The following is an 18729-nucleotide window of genomic DNA, read 5'->3' on the forward strand; positions in this document are numbered from 1 at the left end:
ATGCTGCGCGCGGGAGCCGACGCCCCCGGATTTTCTGATCGAGGTTGTCATGATTGCACTGCGCCAGCTCGCCCTGCAACGCGGCGGAGCCCCGCTGATCGACGAAGCGGACCTGACGTTGCATGCCGGTCACAAGGCGGGCATCGTCGGCCCCAACGGGGCCGGCAAGTCCAGCCTGTTCGGGCTGATTCTCGGTGAGCTGATCCCCGACAGCGGCAGCGTCTCGCTGGCCGGTGGCGTGCGGGTCGCGCACATGGCACAGGAAATCGATGCGCTGGAGCGCCCGATCGTCGATTACGTCATGGACGGGGATCACGCGCTGCGCGAGACGGAGCGGGCTCTGGCCGCCGCCGAAGAAAGCGGCGAGCATCAGCGTCAGGCCGAGCTGCACGCTCACTTCGACACCCTCGATGGCTACACCGCGCGTGCGCGTGCCGAGCAGCTGCTGGTCGGGCTCGGTTTCCGCCAGGCCCAGCTCAGTCAGCCGCTGGCGGCCTTCTCGGGGGGCTGGCGGATGCGGGCCAATCTGGCGCGCACCCTCTTCACGCCGTCTGACCTGCTGCTGCTGGATGAGCCGACCAACCACCTGGATCTCGATGCGCTGCTGTGGCTGGAACAATGGCTGGCACGCTACCCCGGTGCGCTGCTGCTGATCTCCCATGACCGTGACTTCCTCGATGCGGTGTGTGATCACATCATCCACTTCGATCGTCGCAAGCTGGTGGTCTACAAGGGTAACTACAGCCGCTTCGAGCGAACGCGTTCCGAGCGCCTGGTGCGTGAGCAGGCCGAGCACGAGAAGACCATGGCGCGTCGCGCCGAGATCGAGGACTTCGTGCGTCGCTTCAAGGCCAAGGCCACCAAGGCACGCCAGGCCCAGAGTCGCCTGAAGATGCTGGAGCGCATGGAGGAGACGGCGGCGGTGAAGGCCGATTCGCCGTTCCACTTCACGATTCCCTGCTCTGACAAGATCTCCCATCCGCTGCTGGGACTGGACCGTGCGGTGATCGGCTATCCCGGTCAGCCGCCGCAGCTGTCCGGGGTGCGCTTCTCGCTGCTGCCGGGCCAGCGCATTGGCCTGCTCGGCCCCAACGGCGCGGGCAAGTCGACCCTGATCAAGGCGCTCACCGGTGAACTGGCTCTGGTCGAAGGCCAGCGCACCGCCGGCGAGCATCTGGCCATCGGCTACTTCGCCCAGCACCAGGTCGATGGGCTCGACCTGACCTCGACTCCCTTCAATCATGTGCTGCGTCTCTCGCCGGGGGCCGGGGATCTGGAGATCCGCACCTTCCTCGGCAGCTTCGGCTTCCATGGGGATGAAGTGTACGCTTCGGTGGAATCGTTCTCCGGTGGCGAGAAGGCACGCCTGGCGCTGTCGCTGATCGCGTGGCAGAAGCCCAATCTGCTGCTGCTGGATGAGCCGACCAACCACCTGGATCTCGACATGCGCGAGGCGCTCACCGATGCGCTGGCGACCTTCGAGGGCACCGTGATTCTGGTCTCCCACGACCGCCACCTGCTGCGCGCCTGCGTGGATGAATTCTGGTGCATCGCCGATGGCCGCGTGACGCCCTTCGATGGCGATCTCGACGACTATCGTGCCTGGCTCAAGGCGCGGGTCGAGGGTGAGCGGCGTGAGGCGCGCGCCCAGAAGGATGCCGAGGCTGGCAGCGAGGGCACGCGCACGCCTGACCGCAAGGAAGCGCGTCGTCAGGCCGCCGAGCTGCGCGAGAAGCTGCGCCCGCTCAAGAAGCTCAGCGACAAGGCCGAGCAGAAGATGAGCAAGGCGCAGGGGGAGCTGGACAAGGTCGAGGAAGCGCTGGGCGATGCCACGCTCTATGAGGCGGACCGCAAGAGCGAACTGACCCGGCTGCTGGCCAGTCAGGGCGAGATCAAGGGACGTCTCGAGGACGCCGAAGCCGAATGGTTCGAGGCCCAGGAAGCGCTGGAAGAGATGGAAGCCCAGCTCAAGGCGGCGGACTGAAGCATGCGGCTGGATCGCTGGCTGACGCGCCAGCCGCAGCTCAATCGCCGCCTGGCGTTGCATGCGCTGGCGGCGGGGCGTGTGCGGATCAATGGCCAGACGGTCCGCGATCCGCTGCACGAGGTCGGTCCCTTCGATGCCATCGCGCTGACAGCCGATACGCTGGCGGACAATGACGCGCCGCCAGGCGAGATACGCCTGCAGGCGCCACGTCGTCCACGCCATGTGCTGCTCAACAAGCCTGCCGGGGTCGTGACGGCCTGTCATGACCCGGAACATCCCACCGTCATCGATGTGCTGCGCGATTCGCTTGAATCACGTGGAGAGGATGACGGCTGGCTCGAGGAAATCCATCACGTCGGACGACTGGATCGCGCCACGACCGGCGCCTTGCTGCTGACCAATGACGGTGATGTCTCGTCACGCATCAGCGATGCCGGACTGGATGGGCCCGCCAAGCGCTACCGCATGGGGCTGGAGCAACCGCTGTCGGAGGCGGCGCAGGCCGAGGCGATCTCGCGGGTGGCGCAGGGCGTCCTGCTCGCCAATGACGCTCGGCCGACGCTGCCCGCGCAGCTCGAGTTTCTGGCCGCGGACGAGGCGCGCCTGACACTGCACGAAGGGCGCCACCATCACGTCAAGCGACTGTGGCGCACTCTGGGCAATCGCGTGGTGTGGCTGCACCGCGAGTCGGTGGCGGGGCTGAGTGTCACCGAGCTCGCGGCGGGGGACTGGCGGGAGCTGACGCGTGACGAGTGCCTGCGGCTCGGCGCGGCGCTGGCACATGAGTGAGGCCGCTGCCTCAGCGGCCGCTGGCCTGGCTCGGCAGTCCCTCATCCTCCTCTTCGCTCTCCGTCGGGGGGACATCCGGGGCTGACAGGCTGATCAGCTCACCCCGCGAGTTGCGGGTGAAGTTGCGGACGATGACCCCGATGTTGCGCGGCAGGGGATCGAACTGCTCGCAGCGGTTCAGCACCTCATGCATGTCCCCATAGCCGCTGCGACGACGTGAATCGATGGTCGCACGCGAGAAATCGATATCCTTGAGTGAGGTCTCGTCGGGGCGGGCCGCCGCCAGCAGACGCACGACATTGATGGACGGTTGCTGGGTCATGGCCAGGATGTCGTGTATTTCCTGAGACTGGCGCAGGTCTTCCGGCAGCAGGTCGGCCAGGTGCTCCAGGCCCATGCGCAGTGCCTGATTCTCTTCCATCAGATGCAGATGCTCACCGGCGCGGCTGGAGTACTGGATGTCCTTTTCGCGTAGCTGGGCTTCCTGCAAGGTTTCCGGCACCTTCCCGTAGGCGCTCCACAGGTCGATGACGTAGCAGTTGACGATCGTCTCGCTGTGCGCGCGCTCCGACAGCACCCAGCTGATCGGCGTGTTGGAGTAGAGGCCGCCATCCCAGTAGGCCTGACCGTCGATCCACACCGGCGGGAATGCCGGCGGCAGGGCACCACTGGCCAGTATGTGGCGGTGATCCAGCGCCTCTTGTGACGAATCGAAGTAACGCAATGCGCCGCTGCCGATATTGACCGCCCCGACCGATAGCCGCACGTTCTCCGGGTGACGGGCGTCGAGGCGCTCGAAGTCCACCAGGCGATTGAGGGTGTCTCCCAGCGGTTCGGTGTCGTAGAGACTGGGCGGTTCGCCGAAGAAGCTCTGCCAGATGGGAACTGTCCACAGGGGGCGCGGACGGAAGAAGCCCGGGATACCCCACAGCATGGCGGAGGAGCGCGCGACGCTGCGCTCCCAGGGGTGGAAGGCCGGCCCGAGGCTGTTGGCCGGTTGCGCGATGCCATACCAGAACGCTTCGAGGGCCTTGAGGCGCTCGCCATCCGGATTGCCCGCGATCAGTGCGCCATTGATGGCACCGACGGAGGTCCCGACGACCCAATCGGGTTGGATGCCGGCCTCTGCCAGTGCCTCGAACACGCCGATCTGGTAGGCGCCAAGGGCACCGCCGCCTTGCAGGACCAGAATATTGAGCGCGTCAGCGCAGAAGTCGCAGGATGTATCACGCATGAAACCTTCTCCTTTCCGGTAGCGCCACGCTGATGGCCTGCACGGCCTCGGCTACCTGATTGGCAGGTGATCGGCTTGTGGCAATGAAAGCGAACACGAATTGTGCAGTGCAGCATAGCAGCTGTCAGCATAGCACGCTCCTGTGGCTCCTGTGGCTCCTGTGGCTCCTGTGGCTCGTGCATGGGCGGCCTGCGCGCGCGTGGCCTGACGGGTGATTCACGTACACCAGGGGGTCAGCCAGTGGTCCGCGATCACCAGCAGCAGGGCGTAGCGGCCGCCCTTGGCGACCAGAATCAACAGCACGCTTTTCCACCAGGGCAGGCGGAAGACGCCTGCCAGCACCGTCAAGGGGTCACCGATCACGGGGGCCCAGCTGAGCAGCAGGCTCCAGGCACCGATGCGGCGATACCACAGCGTGCCGCGCGCCAGCGCTCGCCGCGAGACCGGGAACCAGCGACGAGTCCGCAGACGCCGTGCACCGCGTCCCAGGGCGACATTGATCAGGCTGCCCAGCGTGTTGCCAAGCGTTGCGGCAAGCCATAGCGCCCATGGGGCGACCCCCTCGCACCACAGCCCCGCCAATGCGGCTTCCGACCCGCCCGGCAGCAGCGTGGCGCTGGCCAGTGCTATCAGGCCCAGCGACAGCAGGGCGACCACGTCATCCATGCCGCGATTTTCCTGATCCGCAGGGGCCGAGCCGAGGGTGAGGCAGCTGGGTGGCTTTCTTCCCCTCGCCGCTCGGGTATGCTGTTGGCAAATTCATGTCATTTTCCGGGAGTCTCGTGCATGCATATTCCGTGCGTCCTGACGATTGCCGGCTCAGACCCATCGGGCGGGGCCGGCATTCAGGCGGATCTCAAGACATTCTCCGCGCTGGGGGCGTATGGAGCCAGCGTGATCACGGCACTGACCGCCCAGAATACCTGTGGCGTGCGCAGCGTCGAGCCGGTGTCGTGCGCCTTCATCGGAGCACAGCTGGATGCCGTGCTGGATGATCTCGATATCATCGCCATCAAGATCGGCATGGTCGCGGACCCGGCTGTCGTGGAGCTGCTGGCGGACAGGCTCCGTCAGCGCCGCCCGCGCTGGATCGTGCTCGACCCGGTGCTGGTGGCCAAGAGCGGCGATGCGCTGGTCAATGACGCGGCCATCCAGGCGGTGGCAGAGCATCTGGTGCCATTGGCGGACATCATCACGCCCAACCTGCATGAAGCGGCGGTGCTGCTGGGCGAGCGTCGTCTGATCGGGCGGGAGGACATGCCTCAGGTCGCGCGGGAGTTGCGCGCACGCGGTGCCAATGCTGTCCTGATCAAGGGGGGCGCACTGGAGGGCCAGGCCTGCGATGACCTGCTGGTCAGTGATGCCGGTGAGCAATGGCTGTGCGCGCCTCGGATCGAGACCGACAACCTGCACGGCACCGGTTGCTCGATGTCCTCGGCGATCACGGCGCGCCTGGCGCAGGGGCTGTCACTGACGAGAGCCGTGGAGGAATCGCGGGAATGGCTGCTGGGGGCGCTGCGTGCCTCGGATCAGCTGAATGTCGGCAAGGGGCGTGGCCCCGTGCACCACTTTCACGCACTCTGGTGAGACCGTGCGTCGCGAGAGCCTGAGCTGACCCCTCGCGCGTGAGAGGAACGCCTCCCTGTCACTTCCTTGAAGAGTCGATGCCATGTCCCGCTCCCGGATTCGCCTGCCCTTGCCAAGGGCTTTCTCGTCTCGGTGGTTGCGCACCAGCCTGATGGCTGGAGGGCTTGCCATGCTTCCCTCCTGGGCGTTTGCCGCCGAGATACAGGGAGTGACCTTCGCGGATCAGGCCGAGACGCAAGGCGGCCAGCCGCTTGAGCTGATCGGTACCGGGCTGTTTACCTATCTGGTATGGGACGCCTACGTCGGTGGCTATTATCAGGATGCCCGGCGGCCGCGGCCTGCACCACTCAGCGATGTCTCGCGACGTCTGGTGCTGGAGTATTTCCATGCCATCGAGGCGGCTGACTTCGCCAAGGCGACCACCAGGGGCGTGCGCCAGAATCTTTCCGAAGCGAATTTCGCGGCGATCGAGGCGGAGCTGTCGCGCTTCAATGCAGCCTATCGGGACGTGTCGCCGGGAGATCGCTATGCGCTGGAATGGCAGGCAGAGGAGGGTGGCAAGGGACGGCTGACGCTGGCGCTCAACGATACCTTGCTCTTCGAGAGCGCTTCGCTGGCATTGGCCAACGGGGTGTTCGCGATCTGGCTTGGCGACTCCCCCGCGCGCGACGACTTTCGTTCACAACTGCTGGGGCGTTAGCCGTCAGCCTCTGAACTTCCGGGCGACTCGCGCCCATGGCGAGCCTTGCCTCATCAAGACGCCCCTGCCGGTTACCCGGCAGGGGCGTCTTGTCATCTGACACGGCCATCGTTGCCGTCAGGAAGGTCTCCCGTGGCAACTCGCTGGCCAATGCTGCGGCTTACTTGGCTTCTGCCGCCTTGATGTCGGCCTGCAGCGTGTCGAGGATCTTGCTGCCGCGCTCGCCGGCCTGCTCCCGGAAGACCTCCCAGCCTTTCTCGCCGACCGGACGGAAGGCTTCACGCTGCTCGTCGTTCAGCGTGATGATCTTGATGTCGCTGTCCTGCTTGATCTTCTCGAGACGGTCCGCGTTGTACTCCTCCTGCTTCTCGAAGATATACGGGCGCATCTCGTTGGTGACCTTGTCGAGCATCTGCTGCTGCTCGTCATCCAGACCGGAATAGAAATCGCTGGAGGCCACCAGCGTGGTGATGAACTGCGCCTGCTTGGCCTGGATCATGTAGTCCTGAACTTCATAGAAGCTCATTTCCTGAATGGCGAACACCGGGTTCACCTGGCCGTCTATCTGCCCCAGCTGCAGTCCGGAATAGACCTCCGAATACGGCAGCGGCGTCGGGTTGGCGCCATAGGCGCGATAGCTCTCCACCAGAATCGGTGACGTCATGGTGCGAATCTTGAAGCCTTTCATGTCCTCAGGCGTCTCGATGTCACGATTGCCGGTCCAGACCATCCAGCCTTCCGGAATCACGCCCAGCAGCTGAAGGTTCTGCTCGGTGTAGGCCTCGGACAGCATGTCGATGGCCTTGGAGTTGCCGAGCACCTCTTCATTGACGGCATTGTCGTCGGAGAACAGGAAGTGCAGCGTGAAGACGCCTGATTCAGGAATCACCGAGGCCAGGTGACCCGGTGACGCAAAGGTCAGCTGGATGGCGTCGCTCTGCACCAGTTCGGTGAGCTGTGAGGAGGTACCCAACGCGCCGTAGGGGTAGATCTCGACATCGATGTCACCGCCGGAGGCCTCTTCGATGCGTTTCTTGAATTCCTGAGCGTAGGCATCCTGCACGCTGCCGGAGACTTCCTCCAGCGCGAAACGCCAGGTGTCAGCCTGTACGCCCGCGGAGGCCAGTGCCGCCATGCCGAGGCCGGCCGTGAGGGCGCCTCCCTTGAGGAGCGCGGCAATACGAGAAAGGTGAACAGGAGTTCTGGGCGTCTCGCGATTCTGCTCGTGTGACGGGTTCCATTGCATCGTCATCTTGTTCTCCTTGTGTGATTTCCATCAGCGCCGGGTGGTATGGGTCGAACCCGGCGTGCAACTTGCATCATTTAGATAATATTGCCATTCTTAATATAATAAAAAAATTACCAAATCGGATAGTGTGATTAGAATTTATTATGAATGGGCTGAGCCTGTCCGCATGAGATTCTGGTACTCGATGACCCCTGCTCCGGGTCGGTGGCATGCCCTGCCAGATGGCTCGGTAGAGGCAGTCCGCGTGCTGGTTCGTAGTGTCGCTAATAAAGGGTACCGTCAATAAAGCTAGATCATGACTCACCAAAGTGAAAATCACGGCGGTGTCTCGGAAAATTTCAATGGATCGTACTGGCAAATTCAGACGGCGTGGCGCAAATCGCTGTGCTTGCGTCGCCTGACAGAAAGCCTGCCTGGCAGGAAGCCACATCAACAGGAAGCCGCTTCATGAATTCGCCCCCCTCCAAGTCTCCCCCCGCTGATGAGACCCGGCCCACCCCGGCCGAGGCGCAAGGCGCTCAGGATCCCCTCGCACATCTGCCTGCACCGCTGCGCCGCCTGGCGGCGATATTCGAACGCGGTGATCAGGGCCTGGCACACGTCGAGCGCTGGCTGATCGCGCTGTGCGTGCTGGGCATGGCGACGGCCAGTATCGCCAATGTGATCGGGCGCAACGTCTTCAACTACAGCCTGCCGTTCACCGAAGAGCTGATGCAGATCCTGCAGCTGTGGCTGACCTTTCTCGGCATCAGCTACGGCGCGCGCGCCGGACGCCATATCCGCGTGACGGCACTGCTGGACTTCATGCCGCCGTGGTTGCGCAAGGTGCTGTTGATCGCCGGACAGGTCATCACCTGTGCGCTGCTGGCCTACCTGGCCTGGCTGGCGGTGGATTATCTGCAGAGCCTGGCCAGGTCAGGGCGTGTCACGCCGTCGCTGCGCTGGTCGCTGGCGGCACTCTATGCCGTGGTCCCGCTGGGGCTGGCGCTGGGCGCCCTCCAGTATCTGATGGCGATTCTGCGCAATCTGCTGGCACAAGGTGCCTGGCTGTCGTGGCGTACGGCGGAGATAGACGAGAACGAGGAAGTCGACGGCAGCGGTGCGCTCTAGCACGTCTCTTCCACTTTGGATGCGAGACTGTGGCGCGGAAGTGAAGGCAAGAGATGCCTTGGCTGATGCGTGTTGCAGGGCTCGTGATTGATCACACTACATTGACCCAGGGACGGAAGCTGCGATGTGGATTCTGCTCGTGATGGTGGGGCTGCTGTTGCTTGGGGTACCCATGATGGTGCCATTGAGTGTCGGCACCTTCTTCTTGTTGTTCAGCGATTTCCCTTTTCTCAAGCCAGAGCTGGTGATCCAGCAGATGATCGGTGGCCTGCAGCCGGTGGTACTGACGGCGGTCCCCATGTTCATTCTGGCGGCCGATATCATGCTCAAGGGCTCCACCGCCCAGCGTCTGCTGGATGTGGTCGAGCGTTTCGTCGGCCACTGGCGTGGCGGTCTGCCGGTGACCACCGCGCTGGGCTGTACCCTGTTCGGCGCGGTGTCCGGCTCCACCCAGGCCACAGTGGTCGCGATGGGGCGCCCGCTGCGCCCGCGGCTGCTGGAAGCCGGTTACAGCGACAAGTTCACCATCGCGTTGATCATCAATGCCTCTGACATCGCGCTGCTGATTCCGCCGTCCATCGGCATGATCATCTACGGTGTCGCGACCGGTACCTCGGTGGGGGATCTGTTCATCGCCGGTATCGGTCCGGGGCTGATGATCCTGGTGCTGTTCTCGCTCTACTGCATGTGGAAGTCATGGAAGCTGGGCATCGCGCCGCAGCCCAAGGCGGACTGGCCTGCGCGCCTCAAGGCATTGAAGCGCGCCAGTCTGCCCGCCGGCTTCCCGGTGATCATCATCGGCGGCATCTACTCGGGGATGTTCTCGCCGACGGAGGCCGCCACGGTCTCGGTGATCTATGCGCTGATTCTCGAGATGCTCATCTACCGTGGCGTCACGCTCAAGGACCTGCCCGGCGTGGCCTTCTCCACCGGTCTGATCACCGCGGTGGTATTCATTCTGGTGGCGGCGGGCGCCGGCTTCTCGTGGATGATCTCGTTCGCCAAGATTCCGGATGCCATTCTCGGCGGGTACATCCCGTACCTGTCAGAACACGCCCTGGCGCTGCTGGCGGTGATCGCGGTGGCCTATTTCGTCGGTTGCATGTTCGTCGATCCCATCGTGGTGATCCTGATTCTGGCGCCGGTATTTGCCCCGGCCGTCGATGCCGCCGGACTGGACCCGGTGCTGGTCGGTACCCTCGTCACCCTGCAGGCGGCGATCGGTTCGGCGACGCCACCCTTCGGCTGTGACATCTTCACGGCGGTGGCGGTGTTCCGGAAGCCTTACATGGAGGTCATCCGTGGCACGCCACCCTTCATTGCCCTGCTGTTGCTGGCGACGGTGCTGCTGATGCTGTTCCCGCAGATCGCGCTCTTCCTGCCCGGCCTGGCCAGCTAGCCACCGATACGGCTCGTTGGACATGCGCATCACGAACGCCCCGCAGACTCGGTCTGCGGGGCGTTCGCGTCTGGTATGCTCCTGCTCATCATCATTCATCTCTTGAAGGAGCAAGTGGCATGCGAGCATTGATCCAGCGCGTCACCCAGGCACAGGTCGTGGTGGAGAACGAGACGGTCGGCGCCATCGCGGGCGGTCTGCTGGTGCTGGTGGGCGTCGAGAAGGGCGATGATGAGGCGCGCGCCGACAAGCTGCTGCACAAGCTGCTGCACTACCGTGTCTTTGGCGACGAGAACGACAAGATGAATCTCAACGTCCAGCAGGCGGGTGGCAGTCTGCTGCTGGTCTCGCAGTTCACGCTGGCGGCGGACACCGGCAGTGGCATGCGTCCCAGTTTCTCCTCGGCAGCGCCGCCGGCGGAAGGCGAGCGGCTGTTCGCGTATCTGGTCGACAAGGCGCGTGAACGCGGGGAGGAGCTTGGCGTGGGAATCGAGACCGGACGCTTCGGGGCCAACATGCAGGTCTCGCTGCTCAATGACGGGCCGGTGACCTTTCTGCTCGAGAGCTGATCGCGTAGACCCAAAAAAGCCGCTCCCGAGGGAGCGGCTGCAAGCATTGGATGACAGGCCTGCGCCGTCTCTCGCGGGAGAGCGGCGCAGGTAAAGCTGGGACTCGTTACTGAATGCCTTCTGGATTACGGGCGTTCAGGAAGGCCTGTTCGGAGACTTCGTGCCACTTCTCGACCTTGCCTTCGAAGGTGGTGTAGGACTCGTAGATGCGGCCTGCCAGCTCATTGGAGTCGCCGAGTTTCTTGACCACTTCGCCTGACAGTTCGCGTGCCTTGTCGAGCACGTCCTGCGGATAGCGACGCAGCTCGACCTTGTGCTCGTTGAGCAGTGTCTCGAGGGCATCGTTGTTGCGCGCGGTGTACTCGTCGAGCATGTCCTGGTTCACGTCACGTACCGCAGAGCGCAGGATGGCCTGCAGGTCCTTGGGCAGCTCGGCCATGGCGTCGTCATTGACGATGGCCTCGAAGGTGACGGTCGGCTCGTGCCAGCCCGGATAGTAGTAGTACTTGGCGGCCTGATAGAGACCGAAGGCCAGGTCGTTGTACGGCCCGATCCATTCGGTGGCATCGATGGCGCCGGACTGCAGCGAGGTGAAGATCTCGCCGCCCGGCATGCTGACGGTCGCCACGCCCATCTGCTGCATGACATCGCCACCCAGCCCCGGCATGCGCATCTTCAGGCCGTCGAGATCGGCAACCGAGTTGATCTCCTTGTTGAACCAGCCGCCCATCTGCACGCCCGAGGCACCACCGGCCATGACTTCGACACCGAACTTGTCATAGACCTCGTTCCAGAGCTCCAGCCCCCCGCCGTAATGCAGCCAGGCGTTCATTTCCTGTGCGGTCATGCCGAAGGGGACGGCGGCGAAGAACTGGGCTTCCGGCGCCTTGCCTTTCCAGTAGTAGGAGGCCGAGTGGCCGATCTGCGCCGTACCGGAAGAGACGGTGTCCAGTACCTCGAAGCCCGGCACCAGCTGTCCGGCGCCGTAGACCTTGATCTTGAGGCGTCCATCAGACATCTCATCGACGAGACGCGCGAGGCGCTCGGGACCCTGGCCTACGCCCGGGAAGTTCTTCGGCCACGAGGTGACCATCTTCCAGGTGTAGGTATCCGCGGCATTGGCGATGGCCGGCAGGGTGCCCATGGCGGTCATGGTGCCGACGGCGATGCCGAAGGCGAGTTTGTTGAGTTGCATGGCATGCTCCTTGAAGTGCCCGATTGTTGTTGTGCACCGGTCAGGGACTGGCGCTGGGCAAGAGGTGGGCCGCGAACGGCTCCCGTGCATCTGCATGAGCCGTCTGGCGGCTCTCCCATCAGCTGGCGGGGCGAGCCCCGCCAATTCAGTTGCTGCTCTGTATTTGTTCTGTCCGTGTTCTGTCCTTGTACTGTCTCGTCAGTCGTGGCCTAGAACTGGGCCGGCAGCCAGGTGGCCAGGCCCGGGAAGGCGGCCAGCGCCCCCAGCATGCACAGCTGGATCAGGATGAACGGAATGACGCCCTTGTAGATCTGCTTGGTGCTGACTTCCTTGGGCGCGACGCCGCGCAGATAGAACAGCGCGAAACCGAAGGGCGGCGTCAGGAAGGAGGTCTGCAGGTTGATGGCGATCATGATGCCCAGCCAGATCGGGTCGAGGCCCATGGCCAGCAGCACCGGGCCGACGATCGGCACCACCACGAAGGTGATCTCGATGAAGTCGAGGATGAACCCGAGCAGGAAGATCACCAGCATCACCACCAGGGTGGCACCGATGACGCCACCGGGCATGTTCTCGAAGATCTCGGTGACGACCTCTTCGCCGCCGAAACCACGGAACACCAGCGAGAACAGCGCCGCACCGATCAGGATCAGGAAGACCATCGTGGTGACGTTGGTGGTGGAGCGCACGACTTCCGTCAGCGTCTTGAAGCTCAGCTTGCGGTTGGCGACGGCCAGCATCAGCGCGCCGAAGGCACCCACGGCAGAGGCTTCTGTCGGCGTGGCCAGTCCGCCGAGAATCGAGCCCAGTACGCAGACGATCAACACGATCGGCGGCACCAGTCCCTTGAGGAGCAGCCAGCCGATGCCACCGGTGTGGCCCAGCTCCTTCATCAGCGCGTCACGGTCCACGGCCGGCGCCTTCTCGGGCTTGAGCCAGGCGATGATGGCGATGTAGACGATATAGGCGACCACCAGAATCAGGCCCGGCACCAGGGCGCCGATGAACAGGTCGCCCACCGAGACGGTCTTCGGGCTCCAGATGCCCATCGACAATTGCGCCTGCTGATAGGCGGAAGACAGCACGTCGCCCAGCAGAACGAGTGCGATGGACGGCGGAATGATCTGTCCCAGGGTGCCGGTGGCACAGATGGCGCCAGTGGCGAGCGACGGGTCATAGCCACGCTTGAGCATGGTGGGCAGTGACAGCAGGCCCATGGTCACGACGGTCGCGCCGACGATACCGGTGGAGGCCGCCAGCAACATGCCGACGATGGTCACGGAGATGCCCAGGCCGCCACGCAGTGAGCCGAACATCAGCGCCATGGCGTCGAGCAGCGTCTCGGCGACCTTCGATTTTTCCAGCAGCACGCCCATCAACACGAACAATGGCACGGCCAGCAACGTCTGATTGGTCATGGTGCCGTAGAGGCGATTGGGCATCGCCGACAGGAAGCTGGCATCGAATACGCCCTGGGTAATGCCCAGCGCGTCCAGCCCCATGCCCAGCCCGGCGAAGGCCAGCGCGGTACCGGCAAGCGACAGCGCCACCGGATAGCCCAGCATGAGAACGACACAGATACACACGAACAGCAGCAGCGGCATGATCTCGAGCATTACACCAGCTCCTCATCGTGATCAGGGGTGTCATCGCTCGCATGCGGCGACGGCAGCCGCCCGCACAGGAACAGGAGGTGGCGACCTGCTTCAGCGACACCTTGCAGCATCATCAGGATGGCGACCGCGGGGATCAGGCTCTTGAGCAGATAGACGCCAGGCAGGCCACCGGATTCGGGGGAGGCTTCCTTGATGCTCCACGAGTCGCCGACATAACCCAGGCTCGAGAGCAGGATGAAGATCATCACCGGGAACAGCAGGAACAGGGTGCCGCCGAGGTCGATCCACGACTTCCCGCGATGGGACATGCGCTGGTAGAAGATATCCACGCGGACATGGTTGTCATGCTTGAGCGTGTAGCTGGCAGCGAGCAGGAAGACGGTCGCGTGCATGTACATCACGGATTCCTGCATCGGAATGCTGTTGATGTTGAAGGCGTAGCGCAGCATCACGATGGCGAATTCGACCAGCATCATGATGACGACCAGCCAGGACACGCAGCGTCCCAGCCCTTCGGTCATGCGGTCGAGCCCTGTGAGCCAGCCGGGGGTAGAGGCAGTGGCAGACATGGAATCCCCTTGGCCTGCGGGTAGCAGGTGATATTTGTTGGCGTTGTTGTTGCCGAGTCTGGCGTTGCGTGTGCCGTCATCGTAGTCGGGGCGATCTCGTGTGCACGCTGACGATCGTCACATCAGTTCAGGCTTTGCTCATGTTGTAGCTTTGATGAGACGTCGGCAATCCGGCAATCGTCGTTTCAGACAACGCTATTCCACGCTGGTGGATGGCAGATGCCAGTGAGGTCATGCAGGCTCTCGGCAGTCATCAGCGTTGCTTTCACGATTAATCCACGCCCTCGGACAGGCCAAGAGTAGCGAGTGGCTGGCCAGTGACAAATGGATCATTGGTCTGACAGGCGAGATATATCTTTCGATTCAGTCACTTGGATTGAAAAATCCATGCAGGACGGGAACGGGAAGGTGGCAATCAAGGTGACGGACAGGCGGGTCCCGGCGGATATCGAGGGTGATATCCAGGCACCCGTGAGAGGGCTGAGAATTGAGGTGAGGCGTGTCAGGCCAGACCAAGCGCCTTCTGACAGGCCACGGGGAGGTGCACTTCCACCGCAAGAGGCAGATGGTCGGAGAAGAGGTGGGACAGGGTGCTGGGGTGCTCGATGTGCAGGGTGGAGGAGGCCAGAATATGGTCCAGACCTCGCCGTGGCTGCCAGGCAGGATAGCTGTTGATCGCCTTGCTGGGCCGCGAGTCGAGCGCCTCGCAGAATCCCTTGTGCTGGCGCAGTTGTGCCAGGGTGCAGTTCAGGTCGCCCATCACAATGACGTGCTTGAGCGGTGCGATCAGCTCTCCGAGATAATCGAGCTGCTTGCGCTGGATTCGCGCACCAAGCGCCAGATGCGTGACGAAGACATGCAGCGCATGCTCCCCCTCGCCGAAGCGAGCATGGATGGCGCCGCGCCCCGGCAGGGTGCCGGGCAGGCTGTGCTCTTCGAGATGGCTGATCGGCAGGCGCGACAACAGGCCGTTGCTGTGCTGTGCCAGCCGGCCGAGGTTGCGATTGAGCTGCTGATAGCGATGCGGGAAGTGAGCCGTCTCGGCCAGCGCGTCCACCTGATTGACGTTGCCGGAGCGGAAGCTGCCGCCGTCGACTTCCTGCAGCCCGACGATGTCGTAAGGCGTGATGGCCCCGGCAATCAGTTCCAGGCGGCGGTGGCGCTTGGGATGTGGCAGCAGATGTTGCCAACCGCGGGTGACATAGTGATGCCACGCCGCGGTATGGATACCGACCTGCATGTTGAAGGTCAGCAGACGCAGCGGCGAACCCGACAATCCATGCCCGGCATCATCCGCTGCGTCGGCGGCCACTGGGGAGTCGTCAGCGGCCTCTGCCATCAGGCGGCGTCCTTGTCGCCAGCCTTCTCTTCACGCACCTGCTCGACCAGCTCATCGGTGATCTTGAGCATGTTCTTGAGCGAGCCAGCCGTGCTCGGAGAGACGACATAGCGACCGTCGACGATCAGTGCGGGGACACCCATGATCTTGTAGGCGCGCATCTGTGCGTGTGCCTGATTGACCTGGCTCTTCACGCCGAAGGAGGTCAGGGACTTCTCGGCGTCTTCTTCGCTGACACCGTAGTCGCTGTAGAAGGCGGCGATGTCTTCCGGGTCGGTAAGACGCTGGTGGTCCTTGTGGATGGCATCGAAGAAGGCCTTGTGGGTCTGATCGAGAATGCCCAGATCCTTGGCGGCATAGAAGGCATAGGCGTGCTTGACCCAGTCCTGCCCCATGGTGGCCGGCAGACGATGGAAGGTCACGTCACCGGGCAGCTCATCGACCCAGGGCTCGAGGCTGGATTCCAGTGCGTAGCAGTGCGGGCAGCCATACCAGAATGCCTCGACCACTTCGACGTTGCCGGCCGGTGCATCGGTCTTCACCGGTTCGTCGAGTACCTGATAGTCCTTGCCAGCTTCAGCGGCGAACACGCTTGCTGACAGGCCAAGGCCCGCCACCAGAGTCAGTAGGGGTTTCCACTTCATGGAACATCTCCATCGGGTTGAGGCATGCCCGGGCATGAGACCCGGCAACATTAGTGATGCATCGAGTATGCGTGTCAGCCACCACCGCTGTCGAGACTGCCGGGCGGGACACGGCGGATCACTGTCTGGCCAGCCTAGCGTGACAAGGTTGACCGCTGGATGAACGCCGTTCGACCACGTTGCCGTGAAGAGCACGCCACGCCGTGCCGGAGCCGGTCGCCATCGCAGATGTCATACGTGACATCTGCCTGACTGGATGCCTCAGCGCAGGCCGTGAAGATACTCGGCGACCTGCTGCATGTCGCTGTCACTCATGCGTGCGGCGATGCTGCTCATGATGTCATTGGGGTCGTTGTCACGCGTGCCGTCACGAAAGGCCGTCAGCGAGGTGATGGTGTAGGCGGGGAATTGCCCAGCCAGCGCGGGATAGCCTGCTGAATCAATCCCCTCGCCGCGAGGGCCGTGGCAGGCGGTACAGGCCGCGATATCTCGCTCAAGCGAGCCGGCCCGGTAGAGCACCTCACCTGCTTTCGCGGCGTCGGGCTCTGCCTGGCCGCGATTGGCGGGTTGCTCGGCATAATAAGCCGCGATATCGGCAATGTCCTGATCGCTCAGGGTGTCGGTGAGGCCTGCCATCTGGGGAACCGCGCGACGACCCTCGCGGATATCCGTGATCTGCTTGCGCAGATAATGGGCCTGCTGTCCGGCGAGGTGCGGGAAGGCGGAGGCTGGGGACACGCCCTGCGCGCCATGGCAGGCAGCACAGACGGCCGCCTTGGCCTGGCCAGCGCTGGCATCCGCGGTGATCTCGTCTGCGCCGGCGCGGGGCGAGAGGCCGAGCGCCAGCAGGGCGCTCAAGGTGGCGAAATTCGTCGTGGCAAGTACGCCCCAGCTCGAGCTCTGCGGCCCTTCACGGTGCTGCGGTGATCTCATCAGCTTGTTCATGTCACTGGTCCCTGTTTGCGCAAATCCCGCAGTGGAGTCATCCCGGCGCTGGTGGCAAGCATCACCCGAGGAGAAGTACGTCAGACGCCTCGCAGCCCGTGAGAGCTGGGTGGTACACTAGCGCATCATGAGCGTGATGCTTGTCATTTCGGCAGTATAGCGAATCCCCTTCAGGGCGCGTTAATGTGCCTGCCGCCTGCCTGTCGAGCTGACAGCGCCAGTGGTGCTCTATTCCGTTTCACCGGCCGTTTCTTCTGCTCTCACGTGATGTCGCGCGGGCGAGACGTCCGCCATCAACAGGTATTCAGATTCTCATGGCCGAGTCAGCCACTCCGTCCCCCAAGCTTCACTATCGTCAGGCACGCTTCTTGATCAGCGCCGCCACCCTGGCCCAGTGCCCGACGGATGTCGGCGCCGAGGTGGCCTTTGCCGGTCGCTCCAATGCCGGAAAGTCGAGCGCCATCAATGCCCTGACGTCCCAGAAGGCGTTGGCGCGTACCTCCAAGACGCCTGGCCGCACTCAGCTGATCAACTATTTCACCATCGGTGAAACGGGCCGTCATCTGGTGGATCTGCCCGGCTATGGCTACGCCAAGGTGCCGGACAAGGTGAAGCGTGAGTGGCAGTCCCATCTGTCCAACTACCTGCGCAACCGCCAGTCGCTGCGCGGCCTTGTGCTGCTGATGGATGTGCGTCACCCGCTGTCCGAATTCGACCAGATGATGCTGGGCTGGGCCGATGAGGCACAGATGCCGGTGCATATCCTGCTGACCAAGGCGGACAAGCTGAAGCGTGGACCGGCAGCGGCGAGCCTCCAGAAGGTACGGCACGCCCTCAAGGAGTGGGAAGACCTCGTCACCGTGCAGCTGTTCTCGTCGCTCAAGTATTCGGGAGTCGAGCAGGTGCACGCCAAGCTCGATGAGTGGCTGGCGGACCCGGCGGTGATGGAAGGTGTCACGGAGGGTGAGGCCGATGAAGCCCCCCAGGACCCGTTCGACGACTGAGTCGTCCGTGTCATGACATGTGCTGCTGCATAAAAAGAGACGCCGGTCACCCTTGGGTGACCGGCGTCTCTTTTGTGGGGCGTCCAGTTATGGAGCATCCAGTTAAGGGGCGTCCAGATCTCAGCCCTGGCGGGGTCGGTCACTTGTAACCGATTGCCTGTCACCGTTCATCACTGCTCACATGAACAGGCTGGGAGTGGCGTTTTGCGACAGCAATCTCTGAGGGACCTGCGGCATCGCAGCCTGACTCGCCCGCACCTCGAAACGTGTCAGGTGGCCACCCTGGGAGCTGTCGGCAGGGGCATTCATGCTGCGTGCCCGCGGATCATCGCCCGACATGTCGATGATCGCCGCCGGTACCGAGGTCACGCCTCGCGTGGCGTTTTCCATGCTGGTTCGCGCACTGTAGACCGCCAGTACGATCAGCATGGCGCAGAGCACGACCTGTCCTGTGCCGATCAACACTCCCTGCCAGGCACTGGCATGCGGCAGGGCCAGCGGACCGGGATCCTGCTGGAATCTCTCGATGATGTCGGTGGCGTCGCGGGACTCGGCGTCGTCACTGATGGCGCGGGAATATTGCCAAGTCTGGCAGATGACACGCCGAGATGATGATTGAGTGCTCATGCTGTCCTCTCCAGTCGCGACGACATCGAACGTGAGTTCTCGGATGACCCTGGCAGGCCCGTGGAAGGCTGGGTCGTCAGGCACGAGAAACTTGTACAACAAATATGGTCTCCGCCATAAAGTTGTACAAGTTTTAATTTGTGTATCGCTTTTCTGGAACGTCAGT

At 63.3% G+C, this 18729-nt stretch carries 18 protein-coding genes; 8 read left to right on the forward strand and 10 right to left on the reverse strand.

The features are described from left to right. Positions 1–49: 49 nt before the first annotated feature. Together ACZYGA_RS14780 and ACZYGA_RS14785 are read left to right on the forward strand one after the other, a co-directional pair. The gene (locus tag ACZYGA_RS14780) at positions 50–1984 is read left to right on the forward strand and encodes an ABC-F family ATP-binding cassette domain-containing protein (RefSeq protein WP_084209506.1); all 1935 of its coding nucleotides are present in this window, start codon (positions 50–52) and stop codon (positions 1982–1984) included. Positions 1985–1987: 3 nt separating this feature from the next. Then, positions 1988–2776, forward strand: coding sequence for a pseudouridine synthase (locus ACZYGA_RS14785; RefSeq protein WP_284729105.1), 789 nt, complete (start codon positions 1988–1990; stop codon positions 2774–2776). Positions 2777–2786: 10 nt separating this feature from the next. On the opposite strand, the gene ACZYGA_RS14790 is transcribed toward ACZYGA_RS14785, so the two are convergent. Beyond that, a complete protein-coding gene (locus ACZYGA_RS14790) occupies positions 2787–4010 on the reverse strand; it encodes a patatin-like phospholipase family protein (RefSeq protein ID WP_077379571.1) in 1224 nt (407 codons plus the stop codon). A gap of 216 nt (positions 4011–4226) precedes the next feature. After that, on the reverse strand, positions 4227–4658 hold the full coding sequence (locus ACZYGA_RS14795) for a YqaA family protein (RefSeq protein ID WP_136939553.1): 432 nt from the start codon (positions 4656–4658) through the stop codon (positions 4227–4229). 138 nt (positions 4659–4796) lie between these two features. Here ACZYGA_RS14795 and thiD point away from each other — a divergent pair, with 138 nt between their 5' ends. Both thiD and ACZYGA_RS14805 read left to right on the forward strand, forming a co-directional pair. Further along, the gene (thiD, locus tag ACZYGA_RS14800; protein ID WP_077379570.1) at positions 4797–5597 is read left to right on the forward strand and encodes a bifunctional hydroxymethylpyrimidine kinase/phosphomethylpyrimidine kinase; all 801 of its coding nucleotides are present in this window, start codon (positions 4797–4799) and stop codon (positions 5595–5597) included. A 169-nt stretch (positions 5598–5766) separates the two neighbouring features. Further along, positions 5767–6297, forward strand: a complete 531-nt coding sequence (locus ACZYGA_RS14805) for a chalcone isomerase family protein (RefSeq protein ID WP_258038368.1) — start codon at positions 5767–5769, stop codon at positions 6295–6297. Positions 6298–6457: 160 nt separating this feature from the next. Here ACZYGA_RS14805 and ACZYGA_RS14810 read toward each other — a convergent pair whose 3' ends face one another. Continuing rightward, the gene (locus ACZYGA_RS14810) at positions 6458–7549 is read right to left on the reverse strand and encodes a TRAP transporter substrate-binding protein (RefSeq protein ID WP_479399476.1); all 1092 of its coding nucleotides are present in this window, start codon (positions 7547–7549) and stop codon (positions 6458–6460) included. Between the two features lie 444 nt (positions 7550–7993). On the opposite strand from ACZYGA_RS14810, the gene ACZYGA_RS14815 reads away from it, so the two are divergent. The 3 genes from ACZYGA_RS14815 to dtd all read left to right on the forward strand — a co-directional run bounded on the left by ACZYGA_RS14815 (position 7994) and on the right by dtd (position 10624). Next, the gene (locus tag ACZYGA_RS14815) at positions 7994–8656 is read left to right on the forward strand and encodes a TRAP transporter small permease (protein WP_077379568.1); all 663 of its coding nucleotides are present in this window, start codon (positions 7994–7996) and stop codon (positions 8654–8656) included. A gap of 124 nt (positions 8657–8780) precedes the next feature. Next, positions 8781–10055 carry a TRAP transporter large permease gene (locus tag ACZYGA_RS14820; RefSeq protein WP_077379566.1) on the forward strand — a complete coding sequence of 425 codons (1275 nt, stop codon included), beginning with the start codon at positions 8781–8783 and terminating at the stop codon, positions 10053–10055. Between the two features lie 119 nt (positions 10056–10174). After that, on the forward strand, positions 10175–10624 hold the full coding sequence (gene dtd, locus ACZYGA_RS14825) for a D-aminoacyl-tRNA deacylase (protein ID WP_077379564.1): 450 nt from the start codon (positions 10175–10177) through the stop codon (positions 10622–10624). 106 nt (positions 10625–10730) lie between these two features. Here the strand turns inward: dtd and ACZYGA_RS14830 are convergent, their stop codons facing one another. The 6 genes from ACZYGA_RS14830 to ACZYGA_RS14855 form a co-directional block, all read right to left on the reverse strand. Then, the gene (locus tag ACZYGA_RS14830; protein WP_240499768.1) at positions 10731–11777 is read right to left on the reverse strand and encodes a TRAP transporter substrate-binding protein; all 1047 of its coding nucleotides are present in this window, start codon (positions 11775–11777) and stop codon (positions 10731–10733) included. 251 nt (positions 11778–12028) lie between these two features. Further along, positions 12029–13435: a TRAP transporter large permease gene (locus ACZYGA_RS14835; protein ID WP_077379560.1), complete on the reverse strand. Its 1407-nt coding sequence runs from the start codon at positions 13433–13435 to the stop codon at positions 12029–12031. Continuing rightward, entirely contained in the window at positions 13435–14004 is a 570-nt protein-coding gene (locus ACZYGA_RS14840; protein WP_084209503.1) for a TRAP transporter small permease subunit, read from the reverse strand. Before ACZYGA_RS14840 ends, ACZYGA_RS14835 begins: the two co-directional genes overlap by 1 nt. A 502-nt stretch (positions 14005–14506) precedes the next feature. Next, positions 14507–15343, reverse strand: a complete 837-nt coding sequence (locus tag ACZYGA_RS14845) for an endonuclease/exonuclease/phosphatase family protein (protein WP_077379556.1) — start codon at positions 15341–15343, stop codon at positions 14507–14509. Further along, positions 15343–15987 (reverse strand): thiol:disulfide interchange protein DsbA/DsbL, encoded by a 645-nt coding sequence (locus ACZYGA_RS14850; protein WP_084209502.1) that lies wholly within the window; start codon positions 15985–15987, stop codon positions 15343–15345. The genes ACZYGA_RS14845 and ACZYGA_RS14850 overlap by 1 nt, the downstream gene beginning before the upstream one ends. A 261-nt stretch (positions 15988–16248) precedes the next feature. Further along, a complete protein-coding gene (locus ACZYGA_RS14855; protein ID WP_479399478.1) occupies positions 16249–16932 on the reverse strand; it encodes a c-type cytochrome in 684 nt (227 codons plus the stop codon). Positions 16933–17246: 314 nt separating this feature from the next. Between ACZYGA_RS14855 and yihA the strand changes: the two genes are divergently transcribed. Further along, complete coding sequence (yihA, locus tag ACZYGA_RS14860; protein WP_077379554.1) at positions 17247–17936, forward strand: ribosome biogenesis GTP-binding protein YihA/YsxC; 690 nt, start codon at positions 17247–17249, stop codon at positions 17934–17936. Positions 17937–18113: 177 nt separating this feature from the next. On the opposite strand, the gene ACZYGA_RS14865 is transcribed toward yihA, so the two are convergent. Further along, the gene (locus ACZYGA_RS14865; RefSeq protein ID WP_084209500.1) at positions 18114–18563 is read right to left on the reverse strand and encodes a hypothetical protein; all 450 of its coding nucleotides are present in this window, start codon (positions 18561–18563) and stop codon (positions 18114–18116) included. Positions 18564–18729: the final 166 nt, after the last annotated feature.

It is taken from the genome of Cobetia sp. BL01 (assembly GCF_056493605.1).